The 24,375-nt window shown below is 42.3% G+C and carries 23 protein-coding genes; 13 read left to right on the top strand and 10 right to left on the bottom strand.

Annotated elements, in window-relative coordinates:
• Positions 1 to 163 precede the first annotated feature (163 nt).
• Positions 164 to 1,135 (top strand): tryptophan--tRNA ligase, encoded by a 972-nt coding sequence (trpS, locus tag C900_RS16065; RefSeq protein WP_009581111.1) that lies wholly within the window; start codon positions 164 to 166, stop codon positions 1,133 to 1,135.
• A gap of 46 nt (positions 1,136 to 1,181) precedes the next feature.
• Here trpS and C900_RS16060 read toward each other — a convergent pair whose 3' ends face one another.
• A complete protein-coding gene (locus C900_RS16060; RefSeq protein WP_009581110.1) occupies positions 1,182 to 1,928 on the bottom strand; it encodes a sterol desaturase family protein in 747 nt (248 codons plus the stop codon).
• Between the two features lie 34 nt (positions 1,929 to 1,962).
• Positions 1,963 to 2,637: an MCP four helix bundle domain-containing protein gene (locus C900_RS16055; protein WP_040496932.1), complete on the bottom strand. Its 675-nt coding sequence runs from the start codon at positions 2,635 to 2,637 to the stop codon at positions 1,963 to 1,965.
• 389 nt (positions 2,638 to 3,026) lie between these two features.
• Here C900_RS16055 and C900_RS16050 point away from each other — a divergent pair, with 389 nt between their 5' ends.
• A complete protein-coding gene (locus tag C900_RS16050; protein WP_083867509.1) occupies positions 3,027 to 5,183 on the top strand; it encodes a TonB-dependent receptor plug domain-containing protein in 2,157 nt (718 codons plus the stop codon).
• A gap of 538 nt (positions 5,184 to 5,721) precedes the next feature.
• On the opposite strand, the gene C900_RS16045 is transcribed toward C900_RS16050, so the two are convergent.
• From C900_RS16045 to C900_RS16035, 3 genes are all read right to left on the bottom strand, one after another.
• Positions 5,722 to 8,316 (bottom strand): tetratricopeptide repeat protein, encoded by a 2,595-nt coding sequence (locus C900_RS16045; protein WP_040496931.1) that lies wholly within the window; start codon positions 8,314 to 8,316, stop codon positions 5,722 to 5,724.
• A gap of 67 nt (positions 8,317 to 8,383) precedes the next feature.
• The gene (locus C900_RS16040; protein WP_040496930.1) at positions 8,384 to 9,241 is read right to left on the bottom strand and encodes a class II glutamine amidotransferase; all 858 of its coding nucleotides are present in this window, start codon (positions 9,239 to 9,241) and stop codon (positions 8,384 to 8,386) included.
• A gap of 97 nt (positions 9,242 to 9,338) precedes the next feature.
• Positions 9,339 to 10,319 (bottom strand): type I phosphomannose isomerase catalytic subunit, encoded by a 981-nt coding sequence (locus C900_RS16035; protein WP_009581104.1) that lies wholly within the window; start codon positions 10,317 to 10,319, stop codon positions 9,339 to 9,341.
• Positions 10,320 to 10,471: 152 nt separating this feature from the next.
• Here C900_RS16035 and C900_RS16030 point away from each other — a divergent pair, with 152 nt between their 5' ends.
• Complete coding sequence (locus C900_RS16030; protein WP_009581103.1) at positions 10,472 to 11,224, top strand: 7-carboxy-7-deazaguanine synthase QueE; 753 nt, start codon at positions 10,472 to 10,474, stop codon at positions 11,222 to 11,224.
• A gap of 101 nt (positions 11,225 to 11,325) precedes the next feature.
• Here the strand turns inward: C900_RS16030 and C900_RS16025 are convergent, their stop codons facing one another.
• Together C900_RS16025 and C900_RS31050 are read right to left on the bottom strand one after the other, a co-directional pair.
• A complete protein-coding gene (locus tag C900_RS16025) occupies positions 11,326 to 13,140 on the bottom strand; it encodes an SLC13 family permease (RefSeq protein ID WP_342662399.1) in 1,815 nt (604 codons plus the stop codon).
• Positions 13,137 to 13,334 (bottom strand): DUF202 domain-containing protein, encoded by a 198-nt coding sequence (locus C900_RS31050; RefSeq protein WP_425401997.1) that lies wholly within the window; start codon positions 13,332 to 13,334, stop codon positions 13,137 to 13,139. The genes C900_RS16025 and C900_RS31050 overlap by 4 nt, the downstream gene beginning before the upstream one ends.
• Positions 13,335 to 13,585: 251 nt before the next feature.
• Between C900_RS31050 and C900_RS16015 the strand changes: the two genes are divergently transcribed.
• Positions 13,586 to 14,482 carry a mechanosensitive ion channel family protein gene (locus tag C900_RS16015; protein ID WP_040496928.1) on the top strand — a complete coding sequence of 299 codons (897 nt, stop codon included), beginning with the start codon at positions 13,586 to 13,588 and terminating at the stop codon, positions 14,480 to 14,482.
• A gap of 14 nt (positions 14,483 to 14,496) precedes the next feature.
• On the opposite strand, the gene C900_RS16010 is transcribed toward C900_RS16015, so the two are convergent.
• Entirely contained in the window at positions 14,497 to 15,480 is a 984-nt protein-coding gene (locus C900_RS16010) for a hypothetical protein (RefSeq protein ID WP_009581099.1), read from the bottom strand.
• A gap of 179 nt (positions 15,481 to 15,659) precedes the next feature.
• Here C900_RS16010 and mbhE point away from each other — a divergent pair, with 179 nt between their 5' ends.
• Genes mbhE through mnhG form a run of 7 tightly spaced genes read left to right on the top strand, consistent with a single transcriptional unit; the run spans position 15,660 to position 21,127 of the window.
• On the top strand, positions 15,660 to 17,951 hold the full coding sequence (gene mbhE, locus C900_RS16005; RefSeq protein WP_009581098.1) for a hydrogen gas-evolving membrane-bound hydrogenase subunit E: 2,292 nt from the start codon (positions 15,660 to 15,662) through the stop codon (positions 17,949 to 17,951).
• Complete coding sequence (locus C900_RS16000) at positions 17,948 to 18,367, top strand: MnhB domain-containing protein (protein ID WP_009581097.1); 420 nt, start codon at positions 17,948 to 17,950, stop codon at positions 18,365 to 18,367. Before mbhE ends, C900_RS16000 begins: the two co-directional genes overlap by 4 nt.
• A complete protein-coding gene (locus C900_RS15995) occupies positions 18,358 to 18,711 on the top strand; it encodes a Na+/H+ antiporter subunit C (protein ID WP_009581096.1) in 354 nt (117 codons plus the stop codon). The genes C900_RS16000 and C900_RS15995 overlap by 10 nt, the downstream gene beginning before the upstream one ends.
• The gene (locus C900_RS15990; RefSeq protein ID WP_009581095.1) at positions 18,708 to 20,183 is read left to right on the top strand and encodes a proton-conducting transporter transmembrane domain-containing protein; all 1,476 of its coding nucleotides are present in this window, start codon (positions 18,708 to 18,710) and stop codon (positions 20,181 to 20,183) included. The genes C900_RS15995 and C900_RS15990 overlap by 4 nt, the downstream gene beginning before the upstream one ends.
• On the top strand, positions 20,180 to 20,512 hold the full coding sequence (locus C900_RS15985; RefSeq protein WP_009581094.1) for a Na+/H+ antiporter subunit E: 333 nt from the start codon (positions 20,180 to 20,182) through the stop codon (positions 20,510 to 20,512). The genes C900_RS15990 and C900_RS15985 overlap by 4 nt, the downstream gene beginning before the upstream one ends.
• Positions 20,512 to 20,781, top strand: a complete 270-nt coding sequence (locus C900_RS15980; RefSeq protein ID WP_040496925.1) for an MrpF/PhaF family protein — start codon at positions 20,512 to 20,514, stop codon at positions 20,779 to 20,781. Before C900_RS15985 ends, C900_RS15980 begins: the two co-directional genes overlap by 1 nt.
• Positions 20,774 to 21,127: a monovalent cation/H(+) antiporter subunit G gene (mnhG, locus tag C900_RS15975; protein ID WP_009581092.1), complete on the top strand. Its 354-nt coding sequence runs from the start codon at positions 20,774 to 20,776 to the stop codon at positions 21,125 to 21,127. The genes C900_RS15980 and mnhG overlap by 8 nt, the downstream gene beginning before the upstream one ends.
• 9 nt (positions 21,128 to 21,136) lie before the next feature.
• On the opposite strand, the gene C900_RS15970 is transcribed toward mnhG, so the two are convergent.
• Positions 21,137 to 21,805, bottom strand: coding sequence for a cytochrome c (locus tag C900_RS15970; RefSeq protein ID WP_040496924.1), 669 nt, complete (start codon positions 21,803 to 21,805; stop codon positions 21,137 to 21,139).
• A 509-nt stretch (positions 21,806 to 22,314) separates the two neighbouring features.
• Here C900_RS15970 and C900_RS15965 point away from each other — a divergent pair.
• A complete protein-coding gene (locus tag C900_RS15965; protein WP_009581090.1) occupies positions 22,315 to 23,271 on the top strand; it encodes a CHAD domain-containing protein in 957 nt (318 codons plus the stop codon).
• A gap of 91 nt (positions 23,272 to 23,362) precedes the next feature.
• Positions 23,363 to 23,515 carry a hypothetical protein gene (locus C900_RS29945; protein ID WP_009581089.1) on the top strand — a complete coding sequence of 51 codons (153 nt, stop codon included), beginning with the start codon at positions 23,363 to 23,365 and terminating at the stop codon, positions 23,513 to 23,515.
• Between the two features lie 44 nt (positions 23,516 to 23,559).
• Here the strand turns inward: C900_RS29945 and C900_RS15960 are convergent, their stop codons facing one another.
• Positions 23,560 to 24,153, bottom strand: a complete 594-nt coding sequence (locus C900_RS15960) for a superoxide dismutase family protein (protein ID WP_009581088.1) — start codon at positions 24,151 to 24,153, stop codon at positions 23,560 to 23,562.
• Positions 24,154 to 24,375: the final 222 nt, after the last annotated feature.

Here is a 24,375-nt window from a genome sequence, read left to right as displayed (position 1 = left end):
GTCTGCCAGTATTCTGATGAGGAATTAACAGATCAATAACAACAATAACTGCGGAACATAAGATGATCTATTAATCAGTATTAACACAAAAAGGTTCACTTATTACTTGGCGCGCTTATCATTTCTAAACTGTTTTTCTTTTATTTGCCAAAAATTTCAAATCATGGCGAGAATTCTTACAGGCATTCAGAGTAGCGGAAGGCCACACCTTGGAAATATACTCGGAGCAATTAAACCGGCTATTGAGCTTTCCAGGCAGAAGGACAATGATTCCCTCTTTTTTATAGCCGACCTCCACTCCCTTACGACAATTAAGGATGCTCAACTTCGCATTGACAATGTCAATGCCACTGCTGCCGCCTGGCTTGCCTTTGGTTTTGATACGGATACAAACCTCTTCTACAGACAATCCCGCATACCGGAGGTGTGCGAACTGACATGGTACCTCAACTGCTTCACTCCTTTCCCCATGTTGGCTAATGCACATTCATTTAAAGAAAAATCGGATAAACTGGCCGATGTGAATGCAGGTCTGTTTACCTATCCTGTGCTTATGGCCTGTGATATCCTGCTTTACGATGCTAATATAGTGCCTGTGGGTAAAGATCAGAAGCAACACCTGGAGATTACAAGAGACATCGCCAACATTTTTAACAATATATATGGTGATACTTTTGTGGTTCCCGAAGCACAGATAGACGAAAATGTAATGACCATACCAGGTACTGACGGTCAGAAAATGAGTAAGTCTTATGGCAATACTATCGATCTGTTCCTACCTGAAAAGCAGCTTAGAAAGCAGGTGATGTCTATTGTTACTGATAGCACGCCTCTTGAGGAACCCAAGAACCCCGATACCTGTAATGTGTTTGCGATTTATAGATTGATAGCTTCACCAGGGCAAACGGAACAGCTACGCAACAAATACCTGGCAGGCAACTATGGCTATGGCCATGCCAAACAAGCGCTTTTTGAGTTGCTAGTGGAAGAGTATGCAGAGCAGCGAAAGTTATTCAGTTATTATATGGAAAACCCTGAAGAACTGGATAATAAATTAAAAGAAGGAGAAGAAAAGGCCCGTGTTATTGCCAGGGAAGTTCTTGGCAAAGTACGCAGAAAACTGGGCTATGTTTAACGACATGTCAGCTAGCAACCAATGACCAGTCACCAGTGACCAGCAACTATCCCCCGGCCTTGCTCTCGGTGCCCATCCACTTATCCCAAAAGGTGAAGTACAGGCCAAAATTAGTTCGAAACTCTTTATGGTGAAGGTGGTGATGTGTAGCTCCGATAAATAATTTCCCCACAGGATGCTCCAGGAATTTTACCGGATATACTTCAATGCCAAGGTGATTGATTACGCTGCTAACAGTCATGATCATCAGGTGGAAACCTATTACAGCCGGGTGAAGGGGTACAATTATCAGGATCAGCGGAAGAATAATGGCTTCCAGCAGGCTCTCCCATGGGTGAAATGAAAAGGCCGTCCAGGGAGTTGGCGACAAGCTATCATGATGGGCTTTGTGAACAACCCTGAATATTCCGGGGTGGTGCATTAGCCGGTGTACCCAGTAATAATACGTTTCATGGATCAGCATGGCTATGATAAGACTTACAGGCAAATACCAATGGCCATATTGGTCTGCTTCCAAATAGATGGCCGTATAACCCTCTTGCCAGAGCCAAAATGAGCCTGCTCCGGCTACAGCAAAAACAATGGAAGATGTAATGCTTCTTAATATTTCCCGTCTGATTTGACTATTATTTACCTCTTTACCCAACTTACGGTAACGGTAGGCCCCGGGTTTGACTACATAGTAATGGAGGTGAAAAATGCCGGCAACCAGAAAGTAACGCAGTACTATGGCGACAAAAAATATAGATGTCAACAGCAAAAAGCTAGCGGTAGAAGTGACTTCTGAGCTCATGCTGTTAAAACAACAGGCTCTGTATACTGTTTCTCTAATTCAAATGAAATTTCTGAGGCTTTTTAGGCATCACACTCCTGGAAGTCCAAAGCAATATTTGCACAAGGAGCGCAATTACCACAGCCATTGCAATTTGCAAGGAGTTCAACATACTGGCGCTGCCCATAGTATACTCCGAACCTTGCACCAGCTCCTTGCCCACTTTAGTTTGTATATCTCCCAGCCGAACGATCTGCCGGTTCAATTCATTAAACAATGGCTCTAACTCCTGACCATAGCCTTTCATTTTGGTCCCTGCCTCCAGAGATACATATCGATGTTCGATATCATTATATTGCATCATTTTGGCTTTAAACAGGTGCAGAGCGTCACTCTCCTCATGTACGAGGTAGGTGGTTTCAAAAGCCTCTATAATAGAATCTATTTGTGCATTATGAACAGCCAGTTTATCCCGTACTACGTCTGCCGGCAGTTCATCATGGCCCAACAAATGTTTTTCCAGGAGCAGTCGCTTGCTATACATTATGTCATTAACATGAAACCACTCTGCAGCAGGCACCAGCCTGTCCTTATAAATAGATGTAAAGGAGTGGTTCATGCGGGTTATTAATGATCTTTCCCAAAAACCACCAGCCAGGATCACTAAAATAATGACCGTCAGCAAGAGTGTAGCGCGCGCCTTATTTCGGTTTTGATGTATCCACTTCATATTATTACCTCCTTCGATTTTAATGTATATAAAGATAACGAAAACTATGGGGTTTAAAATCCTACAGGTCCTAAAAAAACCCCGGATCTTAATGCGGGAATATCAGCAAGGCTTGCGAAGTACCAAAAGTGGAACGTCCTGAGGTAGGAGAGCTTTTTTGGGGACGCAGACATTGGCGCTTTCTTACAGACACTAGTTAGATTGGACTATCAACTCATGAGCAACACAGGCATCCCTTTTTCTGGTTTAGTACAAAAATTAGTTGTATATTATAAATAAAGTTGGCTTTACATTTTTTACCTGAAAGCACCATTTTGACTTACGTTGCAGTGGTAGGGCCACTTCTCTCTATTTTTTTTTGAATATTGGACCTTAAATATAGATGCCCTATGAGAAACATTTATTACGTCATCCTTGCTATATGCATTTCTTCCACTCTGCCACTTAGAGCCCAGGAAGATACAACCAGAGTCGACTACTTTGAGCTTACGTTGGAGGAACTACTGAATATACCTATTAGCAGCGCCTCAAAATTTTCGCAAAAGATATCCGATGCGCCAAGTGTTGTGTCTTTGATCAACCAGAGTCAGATCCAGAAATACGGCTGGATCAGTATACATGATATTGCTGGTACTTTGCCAGGCTTTTCACAATCAAAAGATTATGATCGTAGAACACTGTCAAGCCGCGGACTTTATGAAGGATGGAATAATAACCACCTGCTGATGTTGGTGGATGGTGTGCCCGTAAACGACAACCTGTATGGCACGGCATATACCTGGGAAATAACACCTCTGGTGTTTACAAAATCCCTGGAGATCATACGTGGACCAGGGTCTGCTTTGTATGGTTCTAATGCCACCAATGGTGTTGTCACCATTAACACCATGAACCCCGGAGACCTGAATGGAATTGGGACAGCCAGAATGCGAATTGGCTCCAGGGGTACGAGAATCTACGATGCTATAACAGGGGCAGAAAATGACAATGCTTCAATACTTCTTGCATTTAACTCTTTTGAAACAAAAGGCAATGAGTATTTTTCTTATGATGACACAAGGGATAATGGCGACAACTACCTCACCACAAAAAGAAAAGTGCAGGATGGCCGTTCCAGCAACTACATTTTTGCAAAAATAGCAGCAAAAGGAGCTTTAGAAGGCCTTTCGGTACAGTACCACGAGCAGCATTGGGATTTTCAAACAGGACATGGGTGGCTTTTCTACATACCAGATCAGCCAGAATCCATGAAAGAGTTTAGAAGACTCATCTCTCTGAAATACAAGCCCCAGAACCTCAACTCAAATTTCGGTTATGAATTTATGACCCGCTATCAGCGCCATGGCCTGGATTGGAATATGAGGTATTATTCAGACGGTGCTTTTGATGATTTTTACCCGGATGGAGTAACTGAATATCTGAAAACTCATGCAGATGACTTGCTTACCAGAGCTCAGGTTAACTACAATTTTGGTAGCGAATCGTCCTTGCTTGCCGGTATCGAACACACTCTTTTTATTTACAACGGGGATGATGCTCATAGTAGCAACATTGACCTCAATAATACTTACGAAGCAAACCCGGGCAACCAGTTTGTAGCCGCCAATCCCTGGTTCGAGTTTATTGATGGAAAACCTGTCAATACAGTGGGCGTATTCGGACAATATATTTCACCGAAAATGGGTGGAAAACTGCAAGCCACCATAGGTGCACGTTTCGATACACAGTCATTTGATTATATAGACATATATAACAATGACCAGGAGGAAAGCAAGTCATTCAGTCAATTCAGCCCACGTGTAGGGTTGGTATTTTTCGCTAATGAGAGTCTTACTTTTAAGGGGCTGGCCGGCCGGGCCTTTAGAACTCCAGCACCTACTGAGATGTTTGGAGCCAACACCTATTCACTGGCCTCTAACATAGGTGAATTAGAACCTGAGCTCATTACCACAATAGAGTTTGCTGCCGATTGGAAGCTCAATAAGCAGTTTAATCTGAGGATTAACAGCTTCTATACTGACTTTGAAAATCAAATCGCCTATAGTGTGGCCAATGCTAACTTAAGCACAAATATTTACTCGCTTACCTCTTTGGGTTCAGAGTTGGAATTGCTGTACAATATCAACAAGTTTTCGGGTTTCTTCAACTACTCACAAGTATGGAGACAAGACGAGGAGATACTGGATAACACCATTACCGAAAGCAAAGACGAGGTAACGTGGGTACCCCAACAAACCGCCAACCTGGGCATCACTTATACCAATAAGAAATTTTACCTGAGCTCGGTTGTCCACTACCAGGGAGAGGTAAGCAGAAGGTCATCAGACATCACCATAGAAACAATTCCTTTCAGGCCGCAAAACCTTGATGCCTGGGCGGAAATGGACCTAAAGGTGGCGTATACTCCCTCTAAGAAAATAGAAGTCGGCATACTGGTAAAAAACTTATTTAATAGCGAAAATTATTTGATCAAAAATAATGCTTATCCCTTTGATTACAGGAGGCCTGAAAGAAGTATACTATTTGATGTAAAGGTAAATCTCTAATAGCAATTGCGGTCTTAGCTCCTGAAGCAGGTTTTAACCGACAATAGCTTCAGGAGCTTTTTGCTATTGGGGACATCACTTTTTGGATGAAAGTTCTAAATAGGGATTACAAGAGCCCGCATATTGAGTGTGTAGAGTGTTAATTAACGTGAGTTTGATATAGTAGAACCAATAAAATTGTATTCATATCCCTAAAAACCCTCTTTTTAGGTCATTCTGCCTGTCCCAACTTGCCTCGGGGAGGCACGAAGAATCTTACTAAGTTCAAGTATACTACCAACAACTTAGGAAGATCCTTCTCCCGAAAGCCTTAAAGCCTTCGGGATAGGATGACTGCCCTTTTTTAAGCATTTCATATCGAACTCACGTTAATTAGTGTTTGCAAAAAAACTCTAAGTAGCTTTAAGAAAAACGTTCCCGCCAAAGGGCGGGACGAAGTCCCAAAAAGCGGAGCGTACTAAGGTACGAGAGCATTTTTGGGACAAGCGTAACGCAGACATTGGCGTTTTCTTACAGACACTAATTAGCATGCTACACACTAATAGATGCGTCCGGTAGGAAAATGCAGAATAAAGGAGCTGCCATGCTCATACTCACTTGTAAAGGTAATATCGCCTCCCATTTTCTCTACAGCTTTCTTTGTTATATATAATCCGAGGCCATTGCCTTCAGAGCTTTCGTTAGCTCTAAAGTACATATCAAATATGCGTGGTTGCAGCGATGCTTCTATACCCTGACCATTATCCTTCACTTCTATAACCACATCTCCACGCTCATTTCTTATTGAGACCTCAACAACTGAAACACCTTCCGGCCGGGAATAGAGCAGTGCATTTTCAATCAGGTTGTTGATACAAACCTTCATCAAATACTTCGAGCCTTTAAAAGGTTTCACCTCCTGCATATTCAATCTTATGCTTGCATTGTACTTATTGATCAGTTGCTGATTCTCTGTCAGCACCTCATTAATTATCTGCTGAAAAGAAAGCTCTTCAATCGCCATATCATCGGAGCCAATGATACTTGCAGCTCTCAGTTTATTTACCATTTTATCAAGGCTGCCGGCAGTTTCTCTTACCTTTTCGAACAGAAACAGCGCTTCATCATCTTTTACTTCCTTCCGGGCTATCTCTACCAGCCCGAGAAAAGTTGTCAGTGGCTTCCTGAAATCGTGTGACGCATGATAAAAGAAGGTATCCAGTTCTTTATGCGCTTCTTTCAGTTGATGTGTTCTCTGGCGTACCCTGAATTCGAGGTCTTCATTTAAAGCGCCTATTTGATCGTGCGCCTCCTGTAATTCTTCAGCCTGGGCTGTAATTTCTTCCTTCTGCTCATGCACAGCCTTGTTCAATGAAATAAGCTCTTTATTGGCTTTATTTCTCATTTGTAGCAGGCGATACATAATGAATAACAGAAATATTACCAGTAAACCGGTAATAGATATTACCCATATAATTGCTCGCTGATTGCGAATGGTTTCCTCCTGCAGCTTAAGGCTCTGTTCGCGGCTTGTATTTTCGAGATTCAGCAGCGCTATTTCGCGTTCTTTGGATTCCAGCGCATAACGGGATTCCATCTCGGCAATCTGGAAATTCTTGGTTGCGCTAAAAACAGTATCTCGAAGGCTGGCATACATTTCGTTGTAACCAAGGGCCGACTTATAATCCGCAACTTTTTTAAAATACTCAGCCGTATACTTGTAGTTTTTTAATAGCTCTTCTTTAGCGCCAAGCTTTAGTAGAGTAGCTCTGGACTTATCCAGATACATTTTTGCCTTTTCAAGCTGATTATTTGCTGTATAAAAGCTGCCCAGCTTATTCTCACTGATAGCTATACCAATCAGATTTCCTAACTCCTTCCTTGTTTCATACGATCTTAGGTATAAGTCAACAGCCCTGGTAGAAAAATCCAGCTCTTCGTACAATTCTGCTAAATTGAATTGCGTATCGGCTATACCTTTCTTATCAAGGATCTGCTTCTTCATATCAAGCGCCCTGTTCAACGCTTGTAGTGCAGCGTCATATTTTTTTTGAGTAAAATAGAGGATCCCCAGGTAGTTATATCCTGTTGCCTCTCCATTCACATTGCCAATTTCCTTGCTGATGTCGATAGCCTGCTTTATCTGGTATTCACTTTTTTCATACCACTGCTGTTTCATATACACCCATCCAAGATCATAGTATACCTTTCCTATCTCATTTCTGTTTTTCTGATGCTCGTAGATATCCAGCGACTTAAAGAAAAACTCGGTTGCCAGTTTATACTCACCGAGCGAAGCATATAATGCTCCCAGTTGATAAACTGCCTCGGCCATGCCGAATGGATATTTCACTTTTTCATTATATAATTTGGATTGATTGAAAGCCTCCCTTGCCTGTACGTAGTTCCCTTTGGCTGCGTAAAGCATCCCTAACTCGAGATATGCCCTGCCTGCACCCAGCACATCATCTATCTGCAAATATATTGCTATGGCTTCCTGAAGCTTTCTAATTCCCTCTTCGTAATCGCCTCTCAGACCATCAAGTTCACCAAATCTTACATACAAGTCCGCCTTGTTCTCCTTCCCTTCCATAAAAGATTCAGATGCCACCAAAAAATCGACCACTTCCTGAGCTTCAGATATCTGCCCTAATTCTATATAAGAATCGACTTTGCCTAACTGCAGCCTTTTAACGAACGAGTGGGATGGTGGTAATGCAGTTATCAACGAATCAGATACCTTTAGGGCTTTAAGGTAGCTTCCCTGGCGCTTTAACAGGCTGATATAAAAAGCAAAAATATGAATTGACGGGAGGTTGTTTTGCGCAGCCAGATCGATAGCTTTGGAGTAAAGGTGTGCACTTCCACTATAATCACCTGCAGTATAGGCAGCAATACCCTTATTAGCGTAAGCTTCAACCCGGCCGGACGCATAATCAGAATTTTCTGCCAACTGATAAGCAGAATCTGCATACAAAGCCGCAGTTGTAGGATCATAGTGCCATAAATACCCGGCAATGGCATTATAAGTATCCAATCTCTCATTGGCAGATGGCTGGCGATCTAAAACAGACCGCATACTGTCAAGCCTCTGGTCTTGTCCATAGAGCGAAGGAAGTTGTAGAAATATGAAAAATATAGCCGTCCTTATCATCACAGATCACGACTATAAGTCACCAAAGTTTTTAAAAAAGCAATACATGGAATTTTTCACTTTTTGTCTACACGGTTACCTTGCGCAATTTAACAGTTAGATCTTTATAAACAAGAACCATATGATTATCGGGGATCATACGCCAATCCTCAGCGATATCAGTTAGTTTTTCAGAAACTATCATCACTGACTTATCACTACCGTTGGCGGGAACCATATAGCATGCGCCCTCTTCACAGATATATTTGCTACCCTCAGAGTAGTATAATGTAAGTGGTTTCACATTTTCATCAGTCGCATAGCGTAGGCCCACCATTCTTTCTCCATCTATGAATACCATATTCAGGTAGGCCGGTTCGGTAATTCCACGATCATTCATGAGTTTTTTCAACGTATCTATCATCTGCTCAAAGGCGTCTGCGACATCATCAGCGGTGTATACTGTGCCTTTGACCTCAAGATACTCCAGGAAAAGCGCAAACAGATGTTCCGAGTCTGTTTGTCCTTTTATCCAGAGATATTTATCATCAGACAGCAACTGCTTTAGTGGTCGCTTTATTTTCTCGAACTCTTCAACACCTCCGTTATGTGCCATAAGGTAGTTGCTGTAGTGAAAAGGGTGACAGTTGGACTCCGACACATCACCAACACTGGCTGCCCGCACATGCGCCACCAGGCAGTCTGACTGAATAAGGGAAGAAAGGTACCTGAGGTTTCTGTTGTTCCACGCAGGATAAACAGAAACAAATACAGCGGGTTGGTGAGTTATGCTCCTGTGGTACCACCCCACTCCAAAGCCATCGCCGTTAAGCGGTTCTTCAATTTCCTTTGCTTCAAAGCTTTGTTTAATCATTGAATTGTCCGGTTCATAAAGGAACTTATCCATTAAAACCGGCTGTCCGAGGTAAGCCAACAGTCTACACATGTATCAAAACAATTAATCAACATAAGTTAATTCTAAATTTTGAATAATACTTACGCCCGTGAGGTTTCTTTTTCTTCAACCCGTTGATCATCAAGTTTTATGCCTCTACATACACCTCAAGGAGCTCTAATTTACCATCCGGAACTATTTGAATCTGCTTCATAGTCGCAGGAAGCAAGTATACATCTCCCATTTTAACTGCCTCCTCCCCGTCTCCATATTTCAGGTGGCCCTGCCCTTTTGTGAAAATGTGGATCACAAAAGAATCCAGCTTTGCATAATCAAGACCCAGGGGTTGATCCAGCTCAAATTTATTGGTGGTAAAGTACTCCGCCTGTACCAGCGAAATTCTTTTATTAACACCCGAAGTATAAGGGGTTTTGTAGGTATCGTAATATTTATAGTCCAGGGCATCCAAGGCCTCTTGGGTGTGTAGCTGTCGCTTGTTACCCTCGGCATCTATTCTGTCAAAGTCATAAATACGATAAGTGATATCCGATGTCTGCTGAATTTCCGCCAATAAAATACCCTTGCCAATAGTATGAATACGACCTGCTGGAATGAAGAAGACATCACCCGCATGTACACTTACCCTATTTAGTACGTTATTTAGCGCTCCTTTATTGAAATGATCCAGATAGGAAGTTTTATCCATCGGTTGGTTAAAGCCTGCAATCAGAGAAGCATCTGCATCTGCTTGCAAAATATACCACATCTCCGTTTTACCTTTTCCCTGATGGCGCACTTGTGCAAGTTCATCATCTGGGTGTACCTGCACCGAAAGGTCTTCTTTGGCATCGATAAACTTAATGAGAAGCGGAAACTCGTCTCCGAACTTTTTGACCACGCTACTCCCCAGTATCTCATTACGGTGAGCCGCAATCACCCTGTCCAAAGGCTCTCCTGCCAATTCACCGTTATCCACGATCGATACATTTCCCTCTACTGCCGACAATTCCCACGTTTCTCCACAGTTAGGAAGTGGTGAGTAATCTTTTTTCAGAATAGTACCAATTTTTTGTCCACCCCAAATTTTGTCTTTAAATATAGCTTTGAACTTCAAAGGATAAGCATTCATTTGTTTTTGAGTTTTAGTGAAATAATTAATTTACAATTAGCTGGGGTTGAATAAATTGTAACCCGAAAATTACCGCATCTTTTCAAATTGAACAATCATCTTCTCTTTAATATTAATATATGTACTTTTGCACTTTAAATGTTTAATCAAGGATGAAACTGGCCAGGCTCAACGGGAAAGCAGAAATATTTTATAGTATTCAGGGAGAAGGAAAAAATATCGGGCGTCCCAGTATTTTTATACGTACATCACTATGCAACCTGCATTGCTCATGGTGTGATACAGACTACACCTGGAACTGGAAAGGCACCCCCTTTCACCATCAAAATGAGGCGCTGCCGGGCTATCAGAAGTTTGATAAAGCGGAGTATATTGCCGAACTATCCATTGAAGGCATTGCCTGTGAGGTGGTGGCCCTGGGTTGCAAAAACATAGTACTAACTGGTGGCGAGCCCCTACTGCAGCAGACTGATCTTTTAGACCTTATCCGGCATCTGAGAAATATTGATCCCGGCTACTGGTTTGAAATAGAAACCAATGGCACTATTATACCCAGTGCAAAATTTGATGTCCTCATCGACCAGTACAATGTGTCGCCTAAGCTCGCCAACTCAGGCAATACACAAAGGATCAGAGAGAAGGAAGATGCCTATAATTTCTTTTCCAGCAATGCCAAAGCTGTGTTTAAGTTTGTGGTCAATACCCCCGAAGATATGGAAGAGGTTTTCAGGCTGATCAGGAAATATGAGATCAATCACAATAAAGTATACCTGATGCCTGAAGGCACTTCTGCTGAAACCCTCAAACAAAAGCAACAGTGGCTTATCGAGCAATGCAAAGAACATCACTTCCATTACACTGATCGCCTGCATATCCATATTTATGGAAATAAACGAGGGGTATAGAGCGGAGGGCGGAGGACGGAGGGCGGAGAGCTGGGGGCGGAGAGCTGAATCCTCCAAACACCCCAACACCCATCCCTCCGCTCTCCGCGCTTAGCAGAAGGTTACATGTACAAGCGTGGGATGAGAAAGGTGGCAAGGAGCCAGAAAATGAAGCAAATAACGCCTCCTACTTTAACAAAATCGGTGAACTTATAATTGCCCGGCCCATAGACCATGGCATTGGTTTGATAGCCAACGGGTGTTAAAAAGCTAGTGTTGGCTCCAAAAAGAATGGCAATAATCAATGGCTCCGGGGGCATGCCCAACTCTGTGGCTATTTTTATGGCTATTGGCACCAGCAATACTGCTGTTGCCTGATTGGATATGACCCCGGTAAGCAGGGTAGTAAGCAAAAAAAGACCTGAAACCACAAATACAGAAGATGTACCTGATGTCAGCTCCACAAAGCCATGTGCTATCAACTGATCTGCCCCGGTTTTGTTCATAGCTGCTCCTAATGGAATAATTCCCGCCAGCAGAAATATCACCCTCCAGTCTACATTCTGATAAGCGCGTTTTATTGAAATACATCTGGTCAGGAGCATAAGAGCAACTCCTGCCCATGCGCTAATTAGTATGGGCAATGTGTTAGTCACAGCCAGCAGGATCACGCCAATCAATATAGCCACAGACAGTGTCAGCTTATCCTTTCGATAGAGGTGCTTTTCAATTTCATCTCTGGCGATGCGCTGGATAGTGATCCAGTCGTTTCTGGAATAGAAAGTTTTAGGCTCACTATCACCATCCATCAGAAGTATATCTCCCAGATGAATTTTATGGTCCATCAGCTTCTGATCACCTATTACCCCGCCTTTTCGCACTGCCAGTGGATATGCCCCATAGAACCGTAAAAAATCCACGTCTTTAACTTTTCTGTCAATGAGATTAGAATTAGGTATAACAAGCGCTTCGAACAGATCTGTTTCCATTGTCACACCGGCATCAGACTTCCTTGCGGGCATTATGTTGGTCATAATCCTCACGTTTGGGTCGTTATTAAGCTTGATGAGTTCTTTGATATTGGTTTTGATCACCAGTATATCATTAGCCTTAAGCTTACCTACCTGTACCGGAGAAAACGACCCCTCTCCCTCACTTCCCCTGATCACCCGCAATATGTTTAAGTCTGCTGATGGCGCCAGCGGCCCGCCATTCAGGCTCTTATTGATCAGCGATGACCCTTCGGGAATAACAATTTCCGTAAGGTAATTAGCGGTAGCATAGCTGTCATCCGTAGCTTTCTCTTTTTTTCCTCCTTTTTTGAGCCAATGCCTGCCGATAAGAAGCATATAAAGCATCAGTGATAAGAACAGGATGCCTCCCATCAGGGTAAGATCAAATATCCTGAATTTATTAAGGCCGTAGCTCTGACTGATTGAGTTGATCAGGAGGTTGGTTGACGTACCGATCATTGTTGAAGCGCCACCAATCATCGCGGAAAAAGAAAGCGGGATTAACAAAACGGACACTTTGATACCTGTAGACCTGGCAATGCGGAACATCACCGGAATAAATACGGCCACAACAGCCGTGGTATTGATAAAGGCGGAAGCAAAAGCAGGAATGATCATCACCACCACCAGGGTAAACCATTCATACTTTCCCGTAAGGGTAATCATTTTATCACCCAGCATTTCCACTGCTCCGGTATTTTTTAGTCCTTCACTGAGGATAAGCAAAGCAAGAACTGTGGTGGTGGCTGTGCTGCTAAACCCGGAAATTCCCTCTTCTGGTGTTAAAATGCCGGTAACCATCAACGATACCATCACGATAATGGCGGTAATATCCACAGAAACGACACCTGTGGTGAAAAGAACCAGTGCTCCCAACACGATAGCCGACAATATGATAAGCTCTACTGTCATATAAGGACTTATTTCCTCAATATTTTTTTCTTAAACCTGAAATAACGTAAAGTACCATATACAGCCATTGCAATACCTAAGGCCAGAAATAGACCTGATAATATCATAAACACAAGGGAAACAAAGAATTTATATATAAACGCACCAATCCCGATTAGTGCTAATCCGGCTCTGTAATACGACATCAGCGTGCGTTCATTTGCCATTTGGGTTCTTATACGTGCAAAGTAGTGTCTCCTGTCCCGCATAATTTAGTTTTGGCAGAATATAATGAATTACTAAATTAGTTGCATGTGTATATAATTTAATTTTCAATAGCCATATGGAATTCGCTATAAACTTTATCCATCCCCCGCCTGTCCCGATGTGCTATATGCACTATCGGGATATAATTTAGGATACCTAAAGTTTTATACTCATTCATTAAGTTTAACCACTAACTTTTCACTAAGCCAATATGTTTACCGAAATCACTGATGCGTCTAAATTAGTTGTGCAAAAGCTACAGGGCTGGCTTGATTCGGCTATTGTCATGCTTCCAAACTTTGTAATAGCCATTCTGGTAGTTATTGTCTTCTATTTTATTGCTAAAATAACAGCACGTATCTTAAAAGGAGCATTGTCCCGGTTTGTCAGAAACCAGTCCGTTGTTAGTCTGATCCTCTCTATCTCATCTTTTATTATTGTGATCATAGGGCTTACAGTAGCCCTGGGTGTACTCAAACTGGACAAAACGGTAACCTCAGTGCTGGCTGGTGTTGGTGTTATTGGTTTGGCCCTCGGATTTGCTTTTCAGGATGCTGCCGCTAACCTGATATCCGGTGTTATCATGGCGGTTCAGAGTCCCATTAACGTAGGCGATATTATTGAGTCTCAAGGTGTATTAGGTACTGTAAAGGAAATTGGGTTAAGAGCAACAACAATATTCAACCCTAAAGGGCAAGATGTAGTTATCCCAAACAGGCTGATCTTTCAAAACGTATATACCCACTATACGATAAATGGCAGCCGAAGAATAGACCTGGTATGTGGTATTTCATATGGTGATGATCTGGACAAAGTGGAGCAGGTATCGGTAAGGGCCATCGAACAGATACCATACTTGCTGCCTGGTAAGAAAGTCGAGTTTTTCTACCAGGAATTTGGTGACAGTTCTATCAATTTTGTAGTACGGTACTGGGTGCATTTTAAAAAACAACCGGATTTTTTACAAGCTCAAAGTGATGGTATCAAAAACCTAAAGAAGGCTTTCGACAACAATGGTATCACCATTCCATTCCCTATCAGAACATTGGACTTCGGAATAAAAGGTGGTGAAAAGCTGTCTGATGTACTCAACAAGCAAAAATCATGACCCGTTATCTGGTGTTAGTTTTTAAGAAATTTACGGAATCCTGAAAAATTCAGGGGATTAGAAGATATCCCTATCCTAAAAGTATTCATGGTTCGCATAAACTGCAGGTTGTAGTAATCCTGACCATAATAATATTGAACGAAAAACCCCATTTCTGCCAGCCAGTCAGGGAAATAAAACCAGGTGACCTCCCCTACCAATCGCTTTTCTGCTTCATTGGCAGCAGCATTAAAAACATCACCAAATATCCAGCCGGCATGAAACCTCAATCGGGACCTTGAAAAGAAGCCGGAACTATTCTGTAGATTACCCAGTGGAATACGAAAAATATTGTATGTAATAAACGCTCTGTAAAAGCCGTAGCTATCATTCAGTTCTTCTGTAGCCATAAGGGCCGGAAGCACGCGCAAAGCAAGTTTCAAATTGGTGTAAAAATCCTGCCCGGCATTATTCTTACGATGATGGAATGTCGAATATCCCAGCTCTATATAATGGGTGGTAAAACTGGCATCTCTTAGATCAATTTGCCGTGTTTCATTCCCTAAACTATCTGCTTTATAGAAATCACCCGCCCTCCCGTTGGAGTGATGACCCAATGAGATCTCCCAGTATGCATTTTTAAATAAAAGTTTACTCAACACGCCCGAATTACTGCTTCTAATCAATCGATAATAAGTTAACTCAGGATTATAACTGGGAGGTGGAATGGGATAGGATTTCTTGTCGAGGATGCGGAGTGTCATATTGAGATTGAGCTCCAGCGCCCAATTCACCTTGCTGTTTTTGAGGAAGTAACTACCGGAAAAACGTGCTTCTGTTACCATATTCGGCAGGTTCCCCACTCCATCAAAAAAAGTGAAATAGGTCAGGTCGCGATTGGCATAAATAAGCGACAGGAATTGACTACTATCAGATGCGGTACTTTGGTCATCGTATTGCGCCTGCCCAAAAGCTGAAATTAAAATAAATATAAATACCAGATGCTGTTTTATCAACATAAAAATATTTTGCTGCAAAATTTGCCCCAAGAAATATCAGGACTAAAAGGAAGTCATTTTAATAACCGGCAGATTGATTGTTTGTTTTGTACAGTATGGATTTCTTTAACCGGTAATAGAATCGGGTATAACTATTACCGGTACTACTTGTTGAACAAGCAGGTAAGACGATATTCCCTATGCTTCAATCCGTTTTGTCGATATTTGTGGCTGCTGCCTTCGCACCATTGATAGCAAAATTGCTCAAAAAGAGTATCGGGATGGTTTTGGCCATCCTCCCCCTGATACTCTTCATTTACTTTTTGACCCTTTATTCGGCTATCAGGAACGGCCAGGAGTTATACACCTCCTATGGATGGGTGGAATCCCTGGGCATTCAATTGACTTTTTACCTGGATGGTCTCAGCTTGCTGTTTTCTCTAATAATTCTGGGTATCGGTGGGTTGGTGCTTATTTACTCCAATGGGTATATGAAGTCTGACGAACATAAGGGGCGGTTCTATGGCTTTATGCTTGTTTTTATGGGAGCCATGCTCGGCCTGGTACTTTCTGCCAACCTCATCACCCTGTACGTTTGCTGGGAACTCACCAGTATCAGCTCATTTTTACTCATTGGTTTTCACCACTATAAAAAGAAGGCCCGATCTGCTGCTTTGCAAGCGCTCATCATCACTGAGTTTGGAGGGCTATCCTTACTGGCAGGATTCATCCTGCTGGGGCATGCCTCCGGAACCTACGAGTTGACTGAACTGCTGTCGAACCCTGAGTCGCTGTCGGAGCATCCATTGTACCTGCCGCTCTTAATTCTCATACTGATAGGTGCATTCACAAAGTCAGCGCAATTCCCATTTCACTTTTGGTTGCCAATAGCCATGAAAGCGCCCACCCCGGTGAGCGCTTACCTGCATTCGGCAGCTATGGTCAACGCAGGAATATACCTGTTGGCACGGCTGAATCCTATACTTGGAAATACCAGCGAATGGCAAAATATTATCACTTTTTTTGGGGCAGCCACAATGCTGGTCGGAGCTTATCTTTCCCTAACGCAAAAAGACCTTAAAGCCATACTTGCTTATGTAACAATCAGCGCTTTGGGTATTTTAGTGATGCTGATCGGAATAGGCACTTTTCTTTCGGTGAAAGCTGCCCTGACCTATCTCATCGTACATGCGCTGTATAAGGCCACCTTGTTTATGGTGGCCGGCGCCATCGACAAAAAAACGGGCACCCGAAATATTAATGAGCTGGGAGGGCTTTACAAAAAGATGCCGCTGACCACAGCCACAGCCATGCTGGCGCTTCTATCAATGGCAGGTCTGCCTCCAATGCTTGGCTACATCAGCAAAGAATTCATATACCAGGCCGGAGAACAAGCCCCCGGGGTTTCTGATTATGTGTTGATGTTCAGCGTTCTGTCCAACATTTTTATGGTGGCTGTTTCCATGATCTTCGCCTACAAAGTATTCTTCAAAAAAGAAGACCGGCAGCATCAGGTAAAGGAAGCAGGGGCTGCCTTCTGGATAGGACCCGCCATCCTGGCTACCCTGAGCCTCGTATTGGCATTGTTTCCCAAACCCATTGAACCTTTGATGGAATTTGCTCTTGCCGCTGTCAAAGTCATACCGGTAGAAGTTGAATTAAAGCTGTGGCACGGCTTCAATGTGGCGTTTCTGCTAAGCCTGGTGACGGTAGCATCGGGTGTTTTAATTTTTACTTTCAGAAGATTTATGTTACCGCTTTTCGCCAAGGTCAATAACGCCCTTTTCAGCATTGAGTTTGCGGCGGTTTTCAATAACCTGGTGCATCATTTCCTGATACTGACAAAGAAACATACCAGCTTCTTTCAGCATGGGTACTACCGCTTTTACCTGATGGTGGTATTTATCGTTGCTGCCGGGCTGATATGGTATCAACTAAATAATACATGGAGTTGGGTATTCCTTCAAAATCTGTCTCCCGTTTCTTACTACGTGGCTACAATTGCCATTGCTATGTCTGTAGCCGCAATAGCTGCTGTTTTCACCACGTCCAGGCTTGTCGCGATCGTCATTATGGGAGCAGTAGGTTTTGGGGTTGCTGTGATCTACCTGGTTTACGGAGCTGTAGACCTTGCCATTACCCAGGTATTGGTAGAGACGCTGACACTGGTTCTTTTTGTACTCGTTTTTCAAAAATTACCACCCTTCACCAAGCACCTATCCCGCTCTTCCAAAGTTCGTGATGCAATAATAGCGCTGTCGATAGGAGGTTTTATGGCAGGACTGGTACTAAAATCAGACCATTTACACCTTAGCTATCCGGTTTCAAACTATATCGCTCAAAATAGCTATACAGAAGCCCATGGGAAAAATATTGTAAATGTAATCCTAGTGGATTTCCGGGCTTTGGATACTATGGGAGAAATATTGGTTTTGGCCATTGCATCTCTGGGCATCTTTTCTCTACTCAAATTTAAAAATAACAACATATGAATTCGATCATTTTACAGTTGGCAGCCAGGTATCTGAAACCGGTGCTTTTGCTTTTCTCAATATACGTGCTTCTTCGAGGGCATAATGCACCCGGGGGTGGGTTCATAGGTGGACTTCTGGCTTCATCAGGCATTCTATTCTATACCTTTGCTCATGGAGCAGATAAGGGATATTTATGGTACCACAGGCCAAAGACACTCCTGGTTTTCGGAATGGTAATGATCTTGGCTGGTGCTACAGCGGCATTCGCTACAAATAACCCTTTACTCACCGGCTTATGGACGGAGGTAGATATCGGGATAACACAGATAAAGCTCGGCACACCTCTTTTGTTCGATATCGGGATCTATTTTATAGTAATGAGCGTGCTGTTAGGAATTACACTTGCAATATTGGAGGAACTGGAATGGAAGTAATTTTAGCCATATCAATAGGATTATTATATGCTATATCCGTATACCTTCTGCTAAGAAGGAGTATTGTAAAGTTGATATTGGGCATTATGTTCTTAAGCAATGCAACCAATCTTCTTGTATTTACGGCCGGCGGACTCACCCATGGAAAACCCGCTTTTATTGAACAGGAACAACAAACACCTCCTGAGAATATTGCGGATCCGTTACCGCAGGCATTAATCCTTACAGCCATTGTTATTGGTTTCGGGCTGATAGCATTTACCCTGGTGCTAACTTACAAATATCATAGTGTTTCAGGCACTGAAGATCTTGATCAGGTAAAAGAAACGGATAAATTCGAATGATAACGCTACCCATTTTAATCCCTTTTGCAAGCATCATATTACTGCTATTATTCAAAAATATTGTGTTCAAACGCTTCATCTCCATCACAGCAACCCTACTCCTGCTAGTATCATCTATTTACCTCCTTAACATCGTTCATGTACAAGGTATTCAAGTGATGCATGTTGGCAACTGGCCTGCTCCCATGGGTATACCTTTAGTGATCGATATGTTTAGCGCAATTATGCTGGTGATGTCGGGCATAATAGGTATCTGCATCAGCATATTTTCAACTTCCAACGTGGGCCGACAAAGAGAGCTCTATCATTTTCATCCGCTTTTTAACGCCCTCTTGCTCGGTGTTAATGGAGCTTTTATTACCGGGGATATTTTTAACCTCTTCGTATGGTTCGAGGTGATGCTAATGGCTTCATTTTGCTTGTTGGTATTGGGAAATGAAAAAGCTCAACTCGAAGGTGCTATAAAATACATCACACTCAGCCTTCTCTCTTCATTTTTCTTTATAGCAGGTATTGGACTTATCTATGGAGAAACCGGCACACTAAACATGGCTGACCTCGCACGCATAATAAAAGAAGATAATTCTATGCTCATGAACACTTCGGCAATGTTGTTTTTCATTGCTTTTGGCATAAAAGCGGCTATGTTTCCTTTTTTTTACTGGCTCCCTGCATCTTACCATACACCTCCTGTAGCAGTCAGCGCTTTGTTTGCAGGTTTATTAACCAAAGTTGGTGTATATGGCTTAATCCGCTCCTTTACATTGTTTTTTATTCATAATACCTCTTTTTGGCACACACTGCTATTAGTTACAGCCGGAGCAACCATGCTTATCGGTGTGCTTATGGCTGCTTCCCAAAACGACATCAGGCGCATCTTATCTTTTCATATCATAAGCCAAATAGGCTATATGATCATGGGCCTCGGCATATTTACTCCCTTAGGTATAGCAGGGGCTATATACTTTATTTTTCACAACGTAATGGCCAAGACAAATACGTTCCTTGTAGCCGGGATCTTAAATCATCTGAAGGGCTCATACCACCTAAAGACCTTAAGAGGTGTGTATAATGAACGTCCGTTGGTCGCTTTGCTATTCTTTATTCCTGCGATGGCCCTGGCAGGACTACCTCCCCTCTCCGGGTTCTTTGGTAAATTTCTCCTCGTTAAAGCGGGATTGGAAAGTCAACAATATGTTATTTCCTTTTTTGCACTTTTAGTGAGTATCATCACATTATTTTCAATGATAAAAATATGGAATAAAGCCTTTTGGCAAGAAGATCAGAACACCCCCACTGCTAAAACAAAACTCTCCATAGCGTTGGCGTTGCCCTGCATTGTATTAGCTTCCCTAAGTATTGCATTGGGCATAGGTGCATCTTTTTTCATTGACCTGACCACTATTGCCGCTGAACAATTGTTGAACCCGGATCATTATATAAAAGCAATACTAGGAGGGGCAACACCATGAGAGCAGTATCTAAAATATGGTTCGTTATTGAAATGGTCTTTTTCTTTTTTAAGCGATTCATCTCTTCAAATATTGAAGTCGCTCATGAAGTTCTCACCCCTACCTTTTATATGGAGCCGGCAGTTATTGAGGTGCCTATTGAAGTCAAAACTGATCATGAGATTCTGCTCCTGGCCAACCTGATAAGTATGACACCCGGCACCTTAAGCCTTGATATCTCTGATAATAAGGAAAAGCTGTATATACATGCTATGTATGTAGATAACGTAAAGGATTTTCTAAAAGAAATAAAACAGTTGGAACAAAGGATAGATAAAATATTTGATTAATGATAGAAACAGCCACACATATTACATTTGTTATTCTGTTATTAGCACTTGCTATTACCATCATTTGGTTAATTAAGGGTCCGACCTTACCTGACAGGGTAATTTCGCTGGATCTGGTCGCTTCGTTGACAATGGGGATTATTATAAGTTTCATATTTATGAGCAACAAAATAGTATACATCAACACCGTACTTATTATTGCTCCTATATTTTTCCTGGGCACCGTTGTTATTGCTAAGTATCTCAAAACCAAAGCCAGGAATGATTAGAGAGTGGCTGGTTGTCATATCACTGGTATCGGGAGCGTTGTTCATGCTCATAGCAAGCATCGGACTGCATAGACTTCCTGATGTTTATATGCGCATGCATGCCACTACCAAGGCTCCAACGTTGGGTATGTTCCTTATGCTCACCGCGCTGTGCATTCATTTTTTTGATCTTGCCACTGTCATTAAATGTGTTGTCATCATGTCATTCATATTCCTTACCACACCTGTTGCTACACATATGATTAGCAGAGCTGCTCATTTGATGCAGGTGCCAAAATGGAAAAAAACGCACAGAGATGATCTTGAAAAAGCTCAACAACGCAACAAAGAAGCTTCTCACGAATAGATGCTAAATCTATATCCTAAATTTCGCTTTTCCCTTTTTCCATAAACTTGCTACATAGAGAATGTGCGCCAGCATTGAAAGTGTAGCCACCACAAAGATCACTACCTTCAATATAAGATACTTAGTGCCGGCCGATCCCTCCTGTTCGTCCTCCATTGCTGTCACCTTACCCTGCAGTGGAAATTCCCCAGGCTGCTTAAGTTCTTGTGCATCGCGCAAAGGCCTGCCATTTACGCCCGCTATGTGTGAAGGTGCAGAAGAAGCTGCATTGATGTACCCCAGGATAGCCAACACTTTTTCCTGTGATAAAAAGTTGAAGTCGGGCATAATGGCATTATTGTATTGCTGATATAGAAAGCCTGCATATGGGTCCCCATTTTGAATCACCTTTTGCGAGCTGGCTATAAAGTCAAACAACCATGACACAGGTCTTCGGTCGGTTACTCCGGCCAGTGGAGGGCCGATTCTTTGTTGGCAAAGGCTGTGACAGCTTCCACAATGCGTGTTGAACAACTGCTTCCCCTCAAGCAATACCATCTGGTCTGTGGGAAGGTCTGCCTGATTTCTACTGTCTGAGTAATAGTCAATGCGGTTTCCTGATTGGGAAAAAACAGTAGCAATTGGCAAAAACAAGCCTATAAATACGCAAGGCAAGTAATTTGTCTTAAAAATTCTCATATCTAACTCCCCGAAAAATTTGTGCCACACATGGTGGATACCACTGAGGAGTTACATGTGGTGTCACCCGATGAAGGGAGAGCATACTTAGTGTTTGTAAGAAAACTCTAAGTGGCTGTAAGAAAACGTTCCCGATAAAGTGACAAAGTGCGGGACGAAGTTCCAAAAAGCGGTAGTCATGTACAGTTGTTACAGTTGTCGGGAAGATCATTTTGCAACGAGCGTAACGCGGACATTGACGTGTTCTTAGAGACACTACTTAGTACTCAAACAAAACTCACACTTAATCGTAATTGGCAGGTAGCCAATTACCTTTAGTTGATTTTGTGAATAATGACAAAACAATCTCAACAGCCCTGAGAAAGTGGCCATGACGAGCCACTACTTGTCACTGTATTTGTGCAAATTAATACCCTTTGCGTGCACATCACTACCCAATTCTCAGAGGCAATATATACAAACATGTTTTTATTCCAAATGGCGCGTTTATTGAGTAAATTTCCTGGGAAATGATGAGCCTGCAACTTCCCGACAAAAACCTTACAGACGGAATCAATAAATTAATACGTCAGGAAGAATCTTTTTGCCTTGAAATTTTGGAAAAGGTTTCTTCCAGCAACCGTCACAACGTTATCCATGAACTGCGAAAGTCCGGCAAAAAGATCAGAGCTATGCTGCGCTTTATCCGGCATGCTATTGGTGAGGAGTCGTACAAAGCCGAAAATGGGTTTTACCGGGATATGGGTAAACAAATAGCGGAGTTACGCGACAGTACCGCCATAATTGAAGCCTTGCAGCATATAAAAGGTGTGTATCAACCTGAGCTGGCTAATGATGCCTTTGAAGTGCCATTAAAAACGTTGAGAGCCCACAGACAAAAGATGGTTAAACAATATTTAACCGGGGAAAAAAGACTTGAGAACATCAGCAACCACCTGCAAGAAAAAACTAAACAACAAAATCATCTGTCACCGGACGCTCTTACTTTTGACCATGTGGCATCCGGTATGAGGAAAGTGTATGCCCGTGGACTGGAATCTTTTAACAAATCAAAGCATTCGAAAGACACCAATGATTTGCATGAATGGCGGAAAAGAGTCAAATATTTACGTTATCAGTATGAGATATTCACCATTGTTTGGCCAAATGTAATGAACGCTTATACTACAGAATTAGATAGTTTGGCAGATTTTCTCGGACTAGACCACGATCTGTCAATTTTACATGAACAAATTAGTGGTGGAAGAGTTAATTTTAAAGATGAGGCAGAAAAAGGATTACTTTCCGCTTTAATTAATTTTCAACGTGATCAACTGCAACGGTTGGCATTTCTGTTAGGTTCAAACCTGTACCAGGATGACCCCGATAGTTTTGCCAAAAAGATAACGGCTTACTGGGATAATTACCAGCAAAAACTTTTGCAAAATGAAGAGGTAAATATCGCCAGTCTGGAACAGGGAAATTAATAAAAAATATTATCGAATGCCCTGCACCGATCGCGGTGATTTTACGTTATTTAAATATAGAAGTTGGAACATTTTAAAATTTAAGAGTATTATGATCATCGATATTAGAAAGCACATCAAAGCTTTTCCCGAGCCAAGTAAGTATATCTCAAAGAAGGAAATCGAGGAAAGGGTAAATAAAGTATTGGCCTATATGAAAATGGAAATTGCGGCCAGGAAAATAGCTTTGGATAAAATGAAGTAACCCTTCATTTTATCCAAAATAGCTTATGATTACTCAACGGCACTTTATTCAGTCTTTTTTATCACCCCGCAGGCAATTCGTTTGCCTGCAGCGCCAGATGGTTGTGATTCGAAATCATCAGCCTCAGCATGTACAATTACTGCTTTATTGATAATATTAGTGCTGTCAGACCCTCCTATGCTCCATCCGGCCACGGTCATAGTCAGTTCTCCCTTACCGTCTTCACCTACCACAAGGTTATCAATATCACCTGCATGAAATTGCATATCTACCGGGCGCTTACCATGCTCAACACCGGCAGGATTCCAGTGCCCGCCTGCTGAACTGGCATCAGGAGCGCTACAATCTCCATTTTCATGCAAATGCACTGCATGCTCCCCCGGAGTAGCATTCTCTATCGTCAGTTTAAGCGTTACTTCTCCTTCTCCAAGATCGGTAAACGTAGCCTCTCCGGTTGCCCCGCTCCCGCTAGCGCTCGACAACTGCGCCCGGGCAGTCATCTGCTCCTTACTGGCTTTGACCTCTTCAGTTGTTTCTGTTGTCTCTGTCTCGTTAGCTTCCCCCTTATTGGAAGTACCATTACAGGCCGCCAATGTAGCCCCCAGTACCATCAGAAAATACAAGTTTAGTTTTTTCATAGTTATTATCGTTGGTTAAAAATCGGGGCCAATATAAGAGAAAATAATCTTCTTATCCACCCTATGGGTAATAGCCGCGAAGAGAGTCGTGAGTAGTGGTGTGCTATTTCATTTCTTCCAAAAGTTTTGAAAGTAGATAGGGGGTTTACAGTTTATAGTTTACAGTTTACAGTTTACGGTTTATAGTTTATAGTTTATAGTTTATAGTTTATAGTTTATAGT

The sequence above is a fragment of the Fulvivirga imtechensis AK7 genome, from assembly GCF_000331535.1.
GTDB classification, from domain to species: domain Bacteria; phylum Bacteroidota; class Bacteroidia; order Cytophagales; family Cyclobacteriaceae; genus Fulvivirga; species Fulvivirga imtechensis.
Note: the sequence above shows the minus strand (reverse complement) of the source record. Positions and strands in the feature narration are given on the sequence as shown.

What these genes read in the sequence shown, in the direction of transcription:
- trpS (WP_009581111.1), top strand. Translation starts at nt 164, where the DNA reads ATGGCGAGAATTCTTACAGGCATTCAGAGTAGCGGAAGGCCACACCTT.
- C900_RS16060 (WP_009581110.1), bottom strand. Translation starts at nt 1,928, where the DNA reads ATGAGCTCAGAAGTCACTTCTACCGCTAGCTTTTTGCTGTTGACATCT.
- C900_RS16055 (WP_040496932.1), bottom strand. Translation starts at nt 2,637, where the DNA reads ATGAAGTGGATACATCAAAACCGAAATAAGGCGCGCGCTACACTCTTG.
- C900_RS16050 (WP_083867509.1), top strand. Translation starts at nt 3,027, where the DNA reads ATGAGAAACATTTATTACGTCATCCTTGCTATATGCATTTCTTCCACT.
- C900_RS16045 (WP_040496931.1), bottom strand. Translation starts at nt 8,316, where the DNA reads ATGATAAGGACGGCTATATTTTTCATATTTCTACAACTTCCTTCGCTC.
- C900_RS16040 (WP_040496930.1), bottom strand. Translation starts at nt 9,241, where the DNA reads ATGTGTAGACTGTTGGCTTACCTCGGACAGCCGGTTTTAATGGATAAG.
- C900_RS16035 (WP_009581104.1), bottom strand. Translation starts at nt 10,319, where the DNA reads ATGAATGCTTATCCTTTGAAGTTCAAAGCTATATTTAAAGACAAAATT.
- C900_RS16030 (WP_009581103.1), top strand. Translation starts at nt 10,472, where the DNA reads ATGAAACTGGCCAGGCTCAACGGGAAAGCAGAAATATTTTATAGTATT.
- C900_RS31050 (WP_425401997.1), bottom strand. Translation starts at nt 13,334, where the DNA reads ATGGCAAATGAACGCACGCTGATGTCGTATTACAGAGCCGGATTAGCA.
- C900_RS16015 (WP_040496928.1), top strand. Translation starts at nt 13,586, where the DNA reads ATGTTTACCGAAATCACTGATGCGTCTAAATTAGTTGTGCAAAAGCTA.
- C900_RS16010 (WP_009581099.1), bottom strand. Translation starts at nt 15,480, where the DNA reads ATGTTGATAAAACAGCATCTGGTATTTATATTTATTTTAATTTCAGCT.
- mbhE (WP_009581098.1), top strand. Translation starts at nt 15,660, where the DNA reads ATGCTTCAATCCGTTTTGTCGATATTTGTGGCTGCTGCCTTCGCACCA.
- C900_RS16000 (WP_009581097.1), top strand. Translation starts at nt 17,948, where the DNA reads ATGAATTCGATCATTTTACAGTTGGCAGCCAGGTATCTGAAACCGGTG.
- C900_RS15995 (WP_009581096.1), top strand. Translation starts at nt 18,358, where the DNA reads ATGGAAGTAATTTTAGCCATATCAATAGGATTATTATATGCTATATCC.
- C900_RS15990 (WP_009581095.1), top strand. Translation starts at nt 18,708, where the DNA reads ATGATAACGCTACCCATTTTAATCCCTTTTGCAAGCATCATATTACTG.
- C900_RS15985 (WP_009581094.1), top strand. Translation starts at nt 20,180, where the DNA reads ATGAGAGCAGTATCTAAAATATGGTTCGTTATTGAAATGGTCTTTTTC.
- C900_RS15980 (WP_040496925.1), top strand. Translation starts at nt 20,512, where the DNA reads ATGATAGAAACAGCCACACATATTACATTTGTTATTCTGTTATTAGCA.
- mnhG (WP_009581092.1), top strand. Translation starts at nt 20,774, where the DNA reads ATGATTAGAGAGTGGCTGGTTGTCATATCACTGGTATCGGGAGCGTTG.
- C900_RS15970 (WP_040496924.1), bottom strand. Translation starts at nt 21,805, where the DNA reads ATGAGAATTTTTAAGACAAATTACTTGCCTTGCGTATTTATAGGCTTG.
- C900_RS15965 (WP_009581090.1), top strand. Translation starts at nt 22,315, where the DNA reads ATGATGAGCCTGCAACTTCCCGACAAAAACCTTACAGACGGAATCAAT.
- C900_RS29945 (WP_009581089.1), top strand. Translation starts at nt 23,363, where the DNA reads ATGATCATCGATATTAGAAAGCACATCAAAGCTTTTCCCGAGCCAAGT.
- C900_RS15960 (WP_009581088.1), bottom strand. Translation starts at nt 24,153, where the DNA reads ATGAAAAAACTAAACTTGTATTTTCTGATGGTACTGGGGGCTACATTG.